Origin of the sequence: Paenibacillus sp. FSL W8-0187 (assembly GCF_037969755.1) — a bacterium.
Classification (GTDB): domain Bacteria; phylum Bacillota; class Bacilli; order Paenibacillales; family Paenibacillaceae; genus Paenibacillus_AQ.
Genome location: NZ_CP150206.1, coordinates 4,646,319 through 4,660,893, shown reverse-complemented (window position 1 = coordinate 4,660,893; position 14,575 = coordinate 4,646,319). Strand labels below are relative to the sequence as shown.

Annotated in this window: 15 protein-coding genes and 1 tRNA gene; 13 read left to right on the top strand and 3 right to left on the bottom strand. The window is 48.8% G+C overall.

Annotation, left to right across the window (positions count from 1 at the left end):
• Positions 1-2: 2 nt before the first annotated feature.
• The 4 genes from pulA (at position 3) to MKY48_RS20850 (ending at position 4,763) form a co-directional block, all read left to right on the top strand.
• Positions 3-1,955, top strand: a complete 1,953-nt coding sequence (gene pulA, locus MKY48_RS20865; RefSeq protein WP_339290711.1) for a type I pullulanase — start codon at positions 3-5, stop codon at positions 1,953-1,955.
• Between the two features lie 100 nt (positions 1,956-2,055).
• Complete coding sequence (locus MKY48_RS20860) at positions 2,056-3,660, top strand: S-layer homology domain-containing protein (RefSeq protein WP_339290709.1); 1,605 nt, start codon at positions 2,056-2,058, stop codon at positions 3,658-3,660.
• Positions 3,661-3,789: 129 nt separating this feature from the next.
• A complete protein-coding gene (locus tag MKY48_RS20855; protein ID WP_339290707.1) occupies positions 3,790-4,245 on the top strand; it encodes a RidA family protein in 456 nt (151 codons plus the stop codon).
• A gap of 2 nt (positions 4,246-4,247) precedes the next feature.
• The gene (locus MKY48_RS20850) at positions 4,248-4,763 is read left to right on the top strand and encodes a GNAT family N-acetyltransferase (RefSeq protein ID WP_339290705.1); all 516 of its coding nucleotides are present in this window, start codon (positions 4,248-4,250) and stop codon (positions 4,761-4,763) included.
• A 72-nt stretch (positions 4,764-4,835) separates the two neighbouring features.
• Here MKY48_RS20850 and MKY48_RS20845 read toward each other — a convergent pair whose 3' ends face one another.
• Positions 4,836-5,684: an alpha/beta fold hydrolase gene (locus MKY48_RS20845; RefSeq protein WP_339290704.1), complete on the bottom strand. Its 849-nt coding sequence runs from the start codon at positions 5,682-5,684 to the stop codon at positions 4,836-4,838.
• Between the two features lie 191 nt (positions 5,685-5,875).
• Here MKY48_RS20845 and MKY48_RS20840 point away from each other — a divergent pair.
• From MKY48_RS20840 to MKY48_RS20800, 9 genes are all read left to right on the top strand, one after another.
• Positions 5,876-5,948: transfer RNA gene (locus MKY48_RS20840), tRNA-His, on the top strand.
• A gap of 132 nt (positions 5,949-6,080) precedes the next feature.
• A complete protein-coding gene (locus tag MKY48_RS20835; RefSeq protein ID WP_339266027.1) occupies positions 6,081-6,341 on the top strand; it encodes a YqkE family protein in 261 nt (86 codons plus the stop codon).
• Positions 6,342-6,916: 575 nt separating this feature from the next.
• Positions 6,917-7,411 (top strand): VOC family protein, encoded by a 495-nt coding sequence (locus MKY48_RS20830; RefSeq protein WP_339290702.1) that lies wholly within the window; start codon positions 6,917-6,919, stop codon positions 7,409-7,411.
• A gap of 535 nt (positions 7,412-7,946) precedes the next feature.
• Positions 7,947-8,666 (top strand): DsbA family oxidoreductase, encoded by a 720-nt coding sequence (locus MKY48_RS20825; protein ID WP_339290700.1) that lies wholly within the window; start codon positions 7,947-7,949, stop codon positions 8,664-8,666.
• Positions 8,667-8,753: 87 nt separating this feature from the next.
• The gene (locus tag MKY48_RS20820) at positions 8,754-9,560 is read left to right on the top strand and encodes a GNAT family N-acetyltransferase (RefSeq protein ID WP_339290698.1); all 807 of its coding nucleotides are present in this window, start codon (positions 8,754-8,756) and stop codon (positions 9,558-9,560) included.
• A 38-nt stretch (positions 9,561-9,598) separates the two neighbouring features.
• Positions 9,599-10,198 carry a DUF4269 domain-containing protein gene (locus tag MKY48_RS20815; protein ID WP_339290696.1) on the top strand — a complete coding sequence of 200 codons (600 nt, stop codon included), beginning with the start codon at positions 9,599-9,601 and terminating at the stop codon, positions 10,196-10,198.
• Positions 10,191-10,661 carry a DinB family protein gene (locus MKY48_RS20810; RefSeq protein WP_339290695.1) on the top strand — a complete coding sequence of 157 codons (471 nt, stop codon included), beginning with the start codon at positions 10,191-10,193 and terminating at the stop codon, positions 10,659-10,661. The genes MKY48_RS20815 and MKY48_RS20810 overlap by 8 nt, the downstream gene beginning before the upstream one ends.
• Positions 10,662-10,684: 23 nt before the next feature.
• Entirely contained in the window at positions 10,685-11,329 is a 645-nt protein-coding gene (locus tag MKY48_RS20805; RefSeq protein ID WP_339266016.1) for a TVP38/TMEM64 family protein, read from the top strand.
• Between the two features lie 144 nt (positions 11,330-11,473).
• Positions 11,474-11,791 (top strand): hypothetical protein, encoded by a 318-nt coding sequence (locus tag MKY48_RS20800; RefSeq protein WP_339290694.1) that lies wholly within the window; start codon positions 11,474-11,476, stop codon positions 11,789-11,791.
• Positions 11,792-11,884: 93 nt separating this feature from the next.
• Here MKY48_RS20800 and MKY48_RS20795 read toward each other — a convergent pair whose 3' ends face one another.
• Complete coding sequence (locus MKY48_RS20795) at positions 11,885-13,846, bottom strand: CotH kinase family protein (RefSeq protein WP_339290692.1); 1,962 nt, start codon at positions 13,844-13,846, stop codon at positions 11,885-11,887.
• Positions 13,847-13,864: 18 nt separating this feature from the next.
• On the bottom strand, positions 13,865-14,575 hold the full coding sequence (locus MKY48_RS20790; protein ID WP_339290690.1) for a DUF4956 domain-containing protein: 711 nt from the start codon (positions 14,573-14,575) through the stop codon (positions 13,865-13,867).

The window sequence follows — 14,575 nt, the reverse complement described above, 5'->3', positions numbered from 1 at the left end:
TCTTGTCGGTACAAAAAGAAAGCAATGCTGTTATTCACTACGGAGATCCCGCGGTCACCGGGGGAGTCTCCGTCTTTGATAAGGAATTTGACAAGCTTTTTTATTACGATGGAACGGATCTGGGTTTAACCTACCAACCGCAAGAGTCCGCGTTTCGCCTGTGGGCACCGACGGCGAGTGAGGCCTACGTTCTGCTCTATCCGGATTGGCAGGCAGTAGAAGCCCGGCGAATCGCGATGACGCGTGATGTGAAGGGAACTTGGCTGCTGAAAGTAGGAGAAAATCTTCGAGGGATGTTCTACACCTACCAGGTCCTTATCGGGGATCAATGGAACGAAGCTGTCGACCCCTACGCTGCCGCTGTAGGCGTTAATGGGGATCGTGCTTATATCTTGGACATGGCCTCGACTGATCCAGAACACTGGACAGAAGACAAACCGCCATTTCATAGTCCTCTGGATGCCGTAATCTATGAACTGCATGTTCGTGATTACACCATTCATCAAGGCAGCGGAGTGAAGCATAAAGGCAAGTTTGCAGGCCTGGCGGAGACAGGTACCCGAGGTCCGGGAGGGATTCGCACAGGGCTTGATCATATTGTCGAGCTTGGGGCCACGCATGTGGAGCTGCTCCCGATCTATGATTTTGCAACGGAAAGCGTGGACGAAACCAGGCTTCATGAGCCGCAGTACAATTGGGGATACGACCCGAAGAACTACAATGCTCCCGAAGGCTCGTATGCTACGGATCCGTATGTGCCTGAGGTTCGGATTCGTGAATTGAAGCAGTTGATTCAGACATTCCACGATCATGGCCTTCGGGTCATCATGGATGTGGTGTATAACCATGTATATGACGGGTATCTGATCAATTTCACGAAGCTGGTCCCCGGATATTATCTGCGTTATACGAAGGACGGCAAATTCTCCAACGGATCCGGGTGTGGAAACGACACGGCATCCGAGCGTCCGATGATGCGGAAATTCATTGTGGAATCCGTCCTGCATTGGGTGAAGGAGTACCGGATCGACGGTTTTCGCTTTGATCTCATGGGTTTGCTGGATGTGGAGACGATGAATGAAATCCGGGCGCGCCTGGACCAGATTGATCCGTCCATCATCACGATCGGCGAAGGTTGGGTAATGAATACCGAGCTGGACGAGAAGAAGAGAGCGAATCAGCAGCAAGCAGCTGTGATGCCGCGAATCGCACATTTTAACGACGGTTTTCGAGATACGGTCAAAGGAGACATCTTTCAGTTTGATTATAGAGGCTTTGTGAGCGGCGGAGATGGATATGAAGACAAGGTGAGGCAAGGCATCGTGGGCGGCATTCCGTATTCCAAAGATATTAAGGCGTTTGCTTCCGAGCCGGATCAGTGCGTAAATTACGTAGAGTGTCATGATAACCATACCCTATGGGACAAAATTATGCTGTCGACAGAAGGGGAGAATGATGCCATACGTCGCGATATGCACCGGCTGTCATCGGCGATGATTCTGACCAGTCAAGGCATCCCTTTTCTGCATGCTGGTCAAGAGTATTATCGCTCCAAGAACGGAGTGGAGAACAGCTATAATGCTAGTGATGAAGTGAATCGGCTGGACTGGGGTATGGCATCGGAGCATCAGGATGGAGTGAAATACATTCAACGGCTCGTTCAGCTCCGCAAGAATCACCCGGCATTCAGAATGAGGGATGCGGCGTCGATTCGTAAGCATCTTCGGTTTGAACCGTGCCCTGGGCATGCCGTTGCTTTCTCGCTTCGCGATCATGCGGGCGGTGATCCAGAGAAACATATTTATGTGCTCTATTATGCAGCACGGAAAGAGTCCTCTCTGGCTTTACCTGAGCTGGGCGAATGGAAGATTCTGCTAGGCGAAGAGCATATTAGGCGTCTAACCCGGGATTCCCTTGTCGTAGAAGGGATCGGTGCGGTCATTTTATCCTGTTAATACGATACCGGAAGCGAATATTACCAAGAAATGAATAATGCCTGATTCTATGATCATCTGATATGCTGATGGTATCAGATGATAGAATCGAGGCGTCCCTTTGAAGAAGTATTTCCTGTCACTTTGTTTGCTGCTGTCCTTTACATCGTTTTTTGGACTTTTTCAGGCAGCAGCGGCTCAAGCTCCTAGCCCGACCGATTTTCACGATATCTCGGCAAGCTTTGCCAAAGACGCGATCCAGCGTCTGGCCAAGAAAGGTATCGTAAGCGGGGATGGCACAGGAGCTTTTTTGCCACGAAATCCGGTGACCCGGGCCGAATTCATGGCCATGGTTGCCAGAATGCTCAAGATGGAGCCTGTTCAGAATGATTTGTCCGCGTTTCGGGATGTTTCCCAATCAGCATGGTATTATGGCTGGGTTCACGCGGGACTTAATTTGTCCATTGTTGAGGGGAACGGTTACCGGTTCTACCCCAATGCATCCATAACAAGGCAAGAGGCCACTGTGATGGTGATTCGTGCCATGAAAGAAAATGGATATATGAACGGAAATACAGCCGGCCGATACACGGATTCTGCTTCCATCGCGGAATGGGCTTGGAATGCCGTTGGCAAAGCGACTGATACAGGCTGGCTGCAAGGGAGTAAGGGACAGTTCAGGCCGCAGGACGCGATCTCCCGAGAGGAAACGGCTATGCTGCTGGATCGGGTCCTGCAGTCGGGGAATGTGCTGACCCAGATTAACCTCCAGACTCCTGCAAATGTTCATATGGGCTGGTTGTATAACGGTACAACGAATCAATACATCTCCTATGCCAAACGGGCCGGATTGAATGTTCTGGTACCGCGCTGGTACTACATGGAAGCTAACGGCAAGCTGACGGACCATACCGACAAGGAGCTGTTGAATTGGGCTCATAACAACAGCCGGCAGGTGTGGGCAATGGTGGGGAACCGCGGAAATGCGGAAGGAACTCATCAAGTTTTAAGCAGCGCACAGTCCCGGAAGTCTGTCGTTGACAGTATTACAGCGAATGTCTCCCGGTATCGATTGGATGGGATCAATATTGATTTTGAGAACGTCATGCCACAGGATCGTCAGAATCTGACGGCCTTTATTACGCAATTATCCATAGAGATGAGGCGGCTAGGAGCTAAATTATCCATCGATGTTTCACCTGATCTGAATACGGATTGGACGGCTGCATTCGATTACGCAGCGCTTGGCACTCAGGTGGACTATATGGTGCTCATGAGTTATGACCAGCACTGGGGTGGTTCGCCAATAGCAGGCTCGGTTTCCTCGGTCCCTTGGAGTGAATCCGCGCTGCGCAAGCTGCTGACTCAAGTTCCGGCTAAGAAGAGCATCATCGCGTATCCGCTGTACACGAGGGATTGGAAGACCGCTTCGTCGGTATCCTCGGAGGACATTAGTTTGGCCGAGCAAGGACATCGCATTCGCCTGAACAAGGCTTCATTAACATGGAATGCCAGCGTGGCACAGTATGAAGCAGCTTATAGCAGCGGCGGCATTCCGCATCGCATATGGACCGAGGAGTCCCGTTCTTTATCCATGAAACATCTTATGGCCGCCAAATATCAGATTGCCGGTTATGCCTACTGGTATCCGGGCGCCGAGACGACGGACGTATGGCAGGCCATTCATAATGCGGAACGGTATGCTTATTATTCGTTCCGGATCTAAACATCAGATATGTTGAATTCAAGACCAGCCTCGATGAGTGAGGTTGGTCTTTTTTTACTTGTAAAAAGGTCATTCCGTGATACAATAGTTAAAATTTATATAGAATATTTTTCCTGTAGGAGTGATCACATGACCGTTCGTGTGGAGGAACGTCTGAAGCGCCTGGGCATCAGCCTACCTAAAGCAGGCTCGCCAGCAGCGAAGTATGCCAACTATGTCGTTGTTAACGGATTGATGTATGTTTCAGGGAAAGGACCCTCAGGACAGCCAAGGGGCAAATTGGGCGAACATTACACAACAGAACAGGGCTATGAATATGCTCGCCTGACCGGAATTGAAGTCCTGGCCGTATTGAGAGAAGGCCTGGGATCACTTGATAAAGTGAAGCGCGTGGTCAAGGTTCAAGGCTTCGTTAACGCGACAACCGACTATGAGGAGCATCATAAGGTATTGAATGGATTCTCGGACTTGATGCTTGATGTATTCGGGGATCAAGGGATTCACGCCAGATCCGTATTCGGAGCCGTATCCTTACGGGATCAGCTACCTGTTATTGTAGATTCAATCTTTCAAGTGGAGGAATAGGCATGGCATTAGTGTTAAGGGAGCTGCAGGTGAAGGAGGATGAAAGCCTGCTGCTTATGGTCCAGGAAATCGGCCAGGGCGGGAATGGCTTCGTTAATGGTCTGAATAGCGGAGGCATGGAGGAGTTCGCCTCTAAGGTGCAGCGCAATTACGAAATGGCGAGAGGCATCGATCTTCCGGATGAGTATGTTCCTCAGACGATATATTGGTTATACGATAACGACAAGCCTGTAGGATACGGTAAGCTGAGACACCGACTGAATGAGAATCTGCTAGAGCTAGGGGGACATATCGGGTATGTCATCAGGCCGTCGGAGCGTGGAAAAGGATATGGCAAGCGACTGCTGGCGGAGTTGGTCAAGAAAGCCTATGACAAAAACATAAGCAGGGTCCTTCTGACCTGTGATGAATCCAACCTGGCTTCCCGTTGCATCATTGAATGGAATCACGGTGAATTAAGTTCCATTACGAACGGAACGTGTAAATACTGGATTGAGACGGCTGCCGGGCACAACTAGTTGGAAGCAATGCCAATCAACACGCGCTTGGAGAGAGATAAGTAGAAGTGAGGAGCGCTCCTCAACTTCTACTTATTTCTTCAACCAGTCGAACATCCGGTTGATCGCCGCTGCATGCTGCTGCGGCGGGAAATGATGCCCAAGACCTTCGTACAGATGGGCTTCCGGCTGATGTCCCTGCTCTTGAAGCTTGTCCAGCATCCGGTAACTATGTTCCACCAGGACCTGCTCGTCCCGCGTCCCATGGACAATCAGGACCGGACATCGGATTCGGTCCGCATAATGGATCGGAGACCGGAGAAGGTATCGTTCCGGAAACTTGGTTGGCGTACCGCCAATGATGCGTTTCATCATTCTGCGCAGATCGATTCGTTCCTCGTAGGTTTGGGCCAAGTCGGAGACGCCGCTCCAGAGAATCATTTTGGATACATGCGGCGACAGGGCGGCTGCCACGGCAGCATTGATCGCCCCGCGGGAAAAGCCTAACAGATGAATACGTTTGTTATCTATCCATGAAATGCGCGATAGCCATTCGATTGCGGAGATCACGTCCATCGTATCGGCACCGCCGAATTCATCCCTGCCCTCGCTGCCTTCATTCCCACGATAGGCTGGAGCAAACACCGCATATCCTTGCGCTGCGAATTCTTCGACCCATTTTAACCTTACCGCCCCAACCCGTCCAATGCCGCCGCGGCAATACAGGACCAGTGGCAGCTTAGGTTCAGTTGACCCGAAGGATCCTTCCGGGACAGTGTCCTTATTCAATGAGCATGCAAGCGTGCCGACTACCGTTACGCCGGGTATGGCATCGACCGCTTCGGACATCTCATGGGTGCTTGAACGGGGCAATTGCGGCGGCAGACCCAGATACCCCTTGACATGTAATCCCTCTGAGACATAATCAATATGATAGATCATCGATGTCCTACCTCCTATGCTTAATCATATTGTATCGAAAAGGGGCTCTATTCTCAGATGTTGGAGTTCAAGTAAGTATAGTACGTTCTTTCCGTTGAAATCAAGAATGAACTGTAAAAAATTACAATTTGCTAAGTGGATTGATGTCTGCTAAAATGTATTCTCGAGAATATGAAATACTCATTATCTTGGCGGTCGTGGCGAAGGGGTTAACGCACCGGATTGTGGCTCCGGCATTCGTGGGTTCAAGTCCCATCGATCGCCCTCAAAGTAAAGTATGCATAATGGGAAGGAGAGCCGATAGGCTCTCTTTTTTTTTCGTGGTTATTCCCAACATATATAGATGCCAGACCGTACATAAGATGATATAATGATGTGGAAATCGAGGTGAACATCATGGCAAAAAAGAAAAAAACATCCCCATTGCCGCGAACTGAAGCTGCCGATAAACCCGCAACGTTAAAGGATATGCTGGACCCTCAAGTGCTGGCGAAGTTGAAGGCAACGACCGAATCCTTGAAAGCCAATGAAGCTGAGCGGCTTGAGCAGGAAAGGCAGGAACGGGAAGCTGTGCGCAAGGCTGAACAGAAGCGGCGCGATAATGATTTTGAGTATTTACTGGAACACAGCGAGATGGATTGGAAAAAATATAAGTGACAGGCGGCGGTTTGCTGTCTGTTTTTTTTGTTATCGCGGTCTGCCTTGTGTGAGAGTACGCCGGGTTTGTCCAAGTCCCAAAGGGCCGATTGTCTTGTTCTCCATTATTCTGCCTAACGACACCGCGGACGTTAAAGTAATGTTGCCGCTCATTGAAATGATGAAGAAAATCGAAGGGCTAAAAGTCGACTATCTGGAGTGTCTTTTCTAAACGATGTATATCCGAAGTCGAAGGCTTCCAAAAAAAGACTCCCTTGTGGATGGAATTTTGGTTTAAACCAAGGGACGGTTCCCTGGATCATGTCGCTTCTCGGTATCGAATCGGATGATAATGAGCATGGTGTATATTTTGCGAATGTGCGGAGTTAGCATCAAATACTCTCAACTGCCGCAGGAATACGATCGGTGGCCTCGTTCCGTTAACGGGTAGATTAGTTTATTTATGATATGCTTAATTTTTACATCTGTAACTTTTTAAACATAGCAATTTGAAAGAAACCATGGCTCATTTTTTATGCTAATTTGTATTGTGTATAAACCTACTAAAACGCTTGAAGATTAAGGAGGTAAAAATAATGAATAACAAAATCCAAAAAATCACGCCAAACTTGTGGTTCGATACACAAGCCGAACAGGCGGCAGAGTTATACACTTCTATTTTTCAAAATTCGAAGATAGGAAGAATCACTCACCATGGCAAAGATAATCACGGGATACCAGAAGGAACCGTAATGACTGTGGAATTTCAACTGGACGGGCAAGAATTCGTAGCCTTAAATGGCGGTCCGTATTTCAAATTCACAGAGGCAATATCATTTATCGTGAACTGTGAAGATCAAGATGAATTGGACTATTTTTGGGAAAAACTCTCCGAAGGCGGAGATGAAAAGGCTCAAAACTGCGGTTGGCTAAAAGATAAGTATGGCGTGTCGTGGCAAATTATTCCTTCCGCTCTAACCGAGATGGTAAGCGACCCAGATCCAGAAAAATCAGAAAGAGTTATGAAAGCATTGCTCCAAACGAAGAGTAAAATTGACATAAAAACTTTGATGCAAGCGTATGAGGGATAAAGTGCACTTTGCCGTTACAGACTGGGGGAAGACCGTACCACGAGTCATTGATAACGGAAAACGTTAGTTCAGAATTTACCGCCGTATGATTGATAGGGCGGTTTTTCTTTTGGCCAGAAATCAACAATCAAGGATAACAGAGCCTAAAAAAGAAATGAATCACCAACAGATGAAAGAATGCTTCGCAGAAACCGCTGGTTTATAGATAAGGGGCATAACGAGGAACGTGTGCTTCAGGAATATTTACAGCTTGTGAGATACAGACACGATGAATATATTGAGCCTACCCGCTGGCATGCGGATCTGGTAATGAATAGTTCCCTGAAGGTAAATCAAGGCTTTGAGGTTGTGAGTGATTGGATTCTAACCAGATTACTGGAGAACAGGAACCCGCTTAGATAACAGGCGTGCTGGTACTCGGTATCTTGGAACATCCATGTAAGACCTCTCCGTATTCATGTGAGGTGTTGATGTCATGCTGAAAGCGGGTTACAATAAGTAAGTCAGTATTCATACTCGCTAGGAGGCGTAAAGAATGAAAGTTGAAATATGGTCGGATTTTATGTGTCCGTTCTGTTATATTGGTAAACGCCGTTTCGAATCGGCTTTGGAGCAATTCCCTAATAAAGATCAGGTTGAGGTGGTATACCGCAGCTTTGAGCTGGATCCCAGTGCATCGTATAAGACCGGGGTTTCCATGGATGAGATATTGGCATCCAAATACGGCATGAGTATCGAACAGGCTAAGGCTGCGAACGGCAACGTGACCCAGCAAGCGGCAAGCGTCGGGCTAACTTATCATATGGATCGCGTCATCCCGGCCAATTCATTTGATGCTCACCGCCTGGTTCATTTTGCATCCGGGCATGGTAAAATGAAAGAAATGACGGAGCGGTTGTTCCGTGCACACTTTACAGACGGCGAGAATCTTGGTGATAAGAATCGGTTGGCTGATCTGGCGGCTGAAGTCGGCCTGGAGCGGGATCAGGCAGTGGCCGCGCTCGAGAGTGACGATTTCCAATCGGAAGTAAGGGCAGATGAATCCGCTGCAACAAATTTGGGGATTCGGGGAGTGCCATTCTTCGTGTTGGGAGGCAAATACGCCGTGTCCGGTGCGCAGCCGCTGGAAGTGTTCACGGACGCTCTAGATAAGGCTTATCGTGAAGCGAATCCGCTAGTGATGGTGAATGACTCCGACAGCAGCGACGGCATGTGTGCCGACGGATCTTGCGATTTGCCGGGCAGCGCGAAATAAAACATACACAGCAAGTAAGAGCCCGAAGTATCAGTAAGCGATCTTCGGGCTCTAATTAATTACTAATCATAATACATAGGAGGCCATATGCGGCATCTTCCATCTGAGGAACTTATCCATCGAATTCAGGATTCGGAAACGGATTATATGTTGGATCGAATGAAAGCAATCGAAGGTCGGACCGGAAATCCCGAAGGGGTCGAAATGAAGCGCTTCGGCCATGTACTGTGCTTGTACAGCAAGACGATGCCTTGGCTTTCTTTTAACACGGTGAAAGGACTGCGTTCAGAGGATCTGAATAACTTGGACGATATCATCGACTTTTATCGATCGAGGGACCGCAAATTCCAGTTTGAGATCGTACCCGGCCTGGTGAATCAGGAAGTCCTGACTGCGCTTGCCGATCGCGGATTCTATCAATCTGCTTTTCATAATTCCATGTATATGAACCCGCAAGAGATGAAGGGGGTGCAAGGTAATGGAATTGTGATCAGAACAATAGACAAAGATGAATTTGAGGATTATGCTAAAGTTCATTGCCGTGGAACAGGATTGCCTGATCAAGGAATTCCATCTGTAGCCGCGAATAATCGTGTATTGTATTCACGCCCGGGATGGAGCTTCTATATCGCTTATGTCAAAGATGAACCGGCTGCAGCTGGCGTCATGTATGTAAATCAATCGACAGCGTCACTAACATTTGCGGCAACTCTCCCGGAGCATCGTAGACAGGGCTTGCAGCAGGAGCTGCTTCGTAGGAGAATACAGGATGCGAAGCTTGCAGGATGCGATCTGATTGCCTCCCAATGTGCCTTCTTATCGCAGAGCCATCGTAATATGGAATCGATTGGCATGAAGCTGGGTTATGTTCGGACGACGTGGACCGAGCGCTAGCCTGAAAGTTCAGAGCAGTAATGCAGGTGGTGGCAGACATGCAAGAACATATGGATTTTCTTAATTTGGAGTACTTACAACTAGGCTCTGCTAAACAGAAGCAAGCAGCCATGGTTATAGACGAGCTTAGACTATGGGATCATTTGAAACCCTGCAACCCGATATTGGTGGGTACGATCCCTATTGGGATTGACATCGCTTCAAGCGATCTCGATATCATATGCCATGTGACGGATTTTGCCCGTTTTGAGCGAGAGCTCACGACGCATTATAGTGAACTTGTTTCGAATTTCACATGCTCATCCCGTACGGTCAACAACGTGGATCGAACGGTAGCGCGTTTTCAGTATAAGGGGTGGGAATTCGAGATTTTTGCACAGCCAATACCTTCGACGAAGCAGAATGGTTACCGTCATATGATTGTGGAATACAAGCTTTTGAAGCGACTCGGTGAAACTGCAAGACAAGGAATTATCGAGCTGAAGAGGTCGGGTTACAAGACGGAGCCTGCCTTTGCGAAGCTGTTACATATCACAGGCGATCCTTATGAGGAGCTGCTCAAGATGTATCACTGGCCGGAGGATCGACTGGACGCCTATATTAAATCTTATATGGACAAGGAGAATGGATATGAGTGACAAACAGCAACTGCTGAATGAGTATTCCGCATGGATCGGCAAAGTGAAAGAATTCGCGGAACAGGAAGAGGGATACTGGAGCACCCCGATTGCAGAGGGGAAATGGGCCGTACGTGATGTGGTGTGCCATATTATGCGCTGGGATGAGTATTTTTACAATGAAGCCATTGCCAAAATTTCTACAGGGGATGCATTGACCGTCCGGCATATGGATTATGATACTTTCAATGAACAGTCGAGGCAATATGCAAAGACGTTATCAACAGAAGCGCTGGTGGATCAGACGATAATCGCAAGGGAGAAGCTGATTCGGGCGATCGAAGCCCTGCCTGAAACGTCATATGAGCTGCGGTACACGGACGCGGACGGACATCCCTTTGAGGTAGCGCAATTTATGCGGGATTTCATCTGGCACGACAACCACCATCTGGCTCAGCTGAATCAGGTGCTTCAGGTCAGCTAGTCGGCAATACTTAGCAGAAATGGGTGAAGTCATTGATTGGCTACTTGGACATCATGTCTTACTTTACAGAGAGCAATCTGGAATGGTTATTAGAACAATTTAGAGCATTAGGCCCTCTGCCGGGCATCCTTCTGACTTTTCTGAAATCCTTCATTCCACCGATGCCCACGATCGTGATTGTAGGTGTGAATGCGGCGGTGTATGGGCTGTGGGCCGGGTTTCTTTACTCTTGGATCGGCATGGTGGCAGGATGCTTAACGACCTTTCTCATCGTGCGCAAAATATCCGGTACAGCACTGATCGAACGCTGGGCGAATAAACCTAAAGTTCAGCGTGGTATGCGCTGGATTCAGCGCAACGGTTTCAGTTACGTCTTCCTGCTTGGCATACTCCCCGTAGGGCCGTTTGTAGCGGTCAACGTAGCCGCCGGGCTAGCTAGAATGAACCTGATGTCCTATCTGATGGCTGTAACCTTGGGCAAGGGCATTATGGTGTTCTGTGTCTCTTACATCGGTGCCAACCTGTCCGATTTTATTGCGGAACCTTTTAAATTGTTCGGTGTCCTTGCCTTTATCGTGCTGTCCTTGTTGGTCAGTCGGAAGCTGGATTCATACTTTATAAGAAAACAATCGGTACACGATCAACAAGCAGAGCTCGAGTCCCATTGAATAGCATCATGGCTGAGGAAAAAAACGGACGGTATGGTTCTTCATGACCATATCGTCCTTTGGCATATCTCGATCTCGCCTTTTGCTGTATAATGGAAAAATAGTAATGACAAAACCAGCATGATTGAAAAGGGAGTAAGTGTTATGACCAAATTGGCCTCATCCATTCTCGAAATGATACGTATGATGATCATAATGATGATCTTTGTAACGGTTCTGGGCAACATTGAACATGAAATACTGAAGGCCTGGATACCTTGGAACGGACTATATTTCCTGTTCCTGTTCGTGGGGAATGTACTGTTGTTTCTTGTGTTTTACCGGAATCGCCTGCAGTTCAGGGGTTGGTATCGTTCAACCGCGACCCAGCACAAGCTGTCTAGAAATACGACGAGGATCGTCATGGCACTGGGCATGATCTTTATCGGTGCGCCCATCATGATCACGTGGTTCATAGTATAATTGGTGTAATTCATCGATCATAAGCTCGAACGATGGGATTTAAAGGGGCAGTTCCAAAGGTATCGACCTTTGGAACTGCCCCTTGTTGGATGATTACAGTCTTTTACGTTTATACAGCGTTACCAAGAGACAAGAGAGAAGAAGCAGCACGATGGATACTCCGGCGTACAAGGCCTCCTTGGCACTGCCTTGTTCCTCGGCAGCCCCGTTTGACCAATCGCCCGGCCGGCCCATTCCCCGGCCTCCCTGCATTTGACCGCCAAACTCGCCGCCGAATCCGTTCCCCATCTGCCCCTGAGGGAAATCCGGCATCTGGCCTTGACTATTCTGGCCGGGGTCCTGAGGCATGGTTGATTGATTTCCATCGGAAAGGGGGCTTGCGCTCGATCCGACAGCTGATACGACTGACAAGGAAGGTTCATCTCCTGTAGGAACGGTGTCGGTGTCAGGATCAGGCCCTCCAGCTTTGCCTGAGGTAGCATCTGCGCTACTTCCGGACGCGTCGCCAGAAGGATCAGGCGTAGCACCATCGCTGTTGGCGGGCGTTTTCCCGGCAGAGGTGCCTCCGGCCGGGGTGTCGTTAGGGGGAAGCATCCCATTTCCATTCGTCCCGCTGCCGCCATCTCCACCCGGTGTCGTGCTCGTGCCAATATCAGTATCAGTAGTGTTTCCCTGGGTGCCTCCATTCGAATTAGGCTGTAGCGTACTGTTATTCCCGCCAGGTACCAGTCCGCCGCCACCACCAGGTCGCATGCCGCCACCACTACCCCCGGGGCCCATGCCGCCGCTGCCGCTTCCATCGCCTGCGGAAGGGATCGTTCCATCCAGCTGCTGCTGGATATTATCTGTCCATTTTTGGACGTATGCGGTTAGTGTCGGGAGAGATTGCTCATATTCCTCGTAAGAGAAGAAAGGTCTTGGGTCCTGCTTGACGTGCTCGGAAATCAATTCTTGCAATTGCGTCACCCGTTCATTGAATATTTCCTGCTGCATGTAACCTTCCAGCATCTCCGAGAGGATGGCGTGATAGCGATCCATATATTCATCAACCTCCAGCAGCTTGGCAATCAGCGGCCGTTCCGCCAAGGCTCCCTGGGTTGGCTCGTCAATGAGGACGCTGGAGCTGCTGAAGGTCCCGAATGACATGTTGTAATCCCAAGGCAGGATAGAGAAGACGCCATTGTTCTCATGTAAGTAATAGTTCTGTTTAGTGGTACCTATATAACTGTCCATATTGGAGGCGACCACATTCAAGGCAACATACTTGAGCACATTATCCACATCCAGGACCTTCTCATAATCGGAGCCGTTATTGAGCTCATCCAGCATATCGATCAATACATCATCGTTGGATGATTTGGATTTCATGACAAGTCCGGTATAGGAATCAGGGTCATTGCCAAGCCAAGTCAGATCGCTGCCAGCGCCGGTCATCTCAGCCTTGTACAACGCGCCGTACGAATGATCGAAATGACGCTCCAGATAGGAGTCGCCAATCTGTTCAATTGCGAGGTAGAATCCCCATAATTCATCGTTAACGTATACATTGACGTAAGAGAAGCCGGGAGTCGGCAGTCCGACGGAATCCGCCAGCTCGTAGGTGAGGAATTCCCGCATATACGAGGCGTCGCTGTAGTTGTTGTTCAGATTGATTTTACTGATATCATTCAAGGTTTGATTGAGGTATTCGTCAAAGGATATTTTGAAGCTGTAACGGTCGGAGTCCGAATTGACCACGCTGCGCAGGCTTAAATTGCCTTTGGTGCGAATGCCGACATGATCAAATTGTATGCCGTTGTAATTGACGGATGCTTCTTTATATTCTTCGGCGCTGGCGTTGTGCAGCATATTCTGAAAATCCGCTTCGTCCATCGTGATTTTAACATCTATGACTTTATCCTTCGGAAAAACCGTTGAATCGATTTGCTCCTGCTGGGCATCACTCTCCGTGCTGCTTACCGTTTCGGCAGCTGTGGGTGTCCATTGGCAGCCTGAGATCAGGAGGAATATGGTCAGCACAAGGGACAGCAGGACCGTCATTCTTTTCTTTTTCATCTCTGCCCACCGCCTGACTTAGGATACATAGTCGCCACTGTAACTGATCAGAATCGCGTTATGGACACCCGGGAGCTGGGACAGCTTGTTTACGAACTGGCCTTCGGCGTCACGCAGCCTTACTTCCAGTGTCAGTTCAATGCTGCCTGGCGTCACGGTTTTTTGCTTCAGATTATAACGCTTCACGGCTTGACCGATTTGTTCTTTTACGGATTGCTCGCTCTGCTCATTATCGCAATGAATCACGAGCAGATAAGGCGTATCCACTGTTGCTTTTTTAATGAAGAAGAACAGGATAAGACCGACTGCGATGGAGCCGATGGCTGCCAGCGTGTAGAACCCGGCTCCGGTTACGATCCCGGCAACCGCGGCCCAGAACAGGAAGATCAGATCGGTTGGATCCTTGATGGGCGTACGGAAACGGACAATGGAGAGTGCGCCGACCATACCGAGCGAGAGCACGAGATTTGAGTTAATGGCAATGATGACAACGGCCGTGATCATGGTCATCCCGATCAGAGACACGTTAAAGCTTTTGGAATACAGCACGCCGCTGAAGACTCTTTTATAGAGCAGATAAATAAATAGCCCGATAACGAAAGAAACGGACAGCGTAATCAGGATTTTGGCGATGCTGATATCGGATACGAAGTTTTCCATGACGGAGTTTTTGATGATATCCGAAAAATTGGTGGTGCTTGTACTGCTTGATGTAGATGTGGTGTTCAT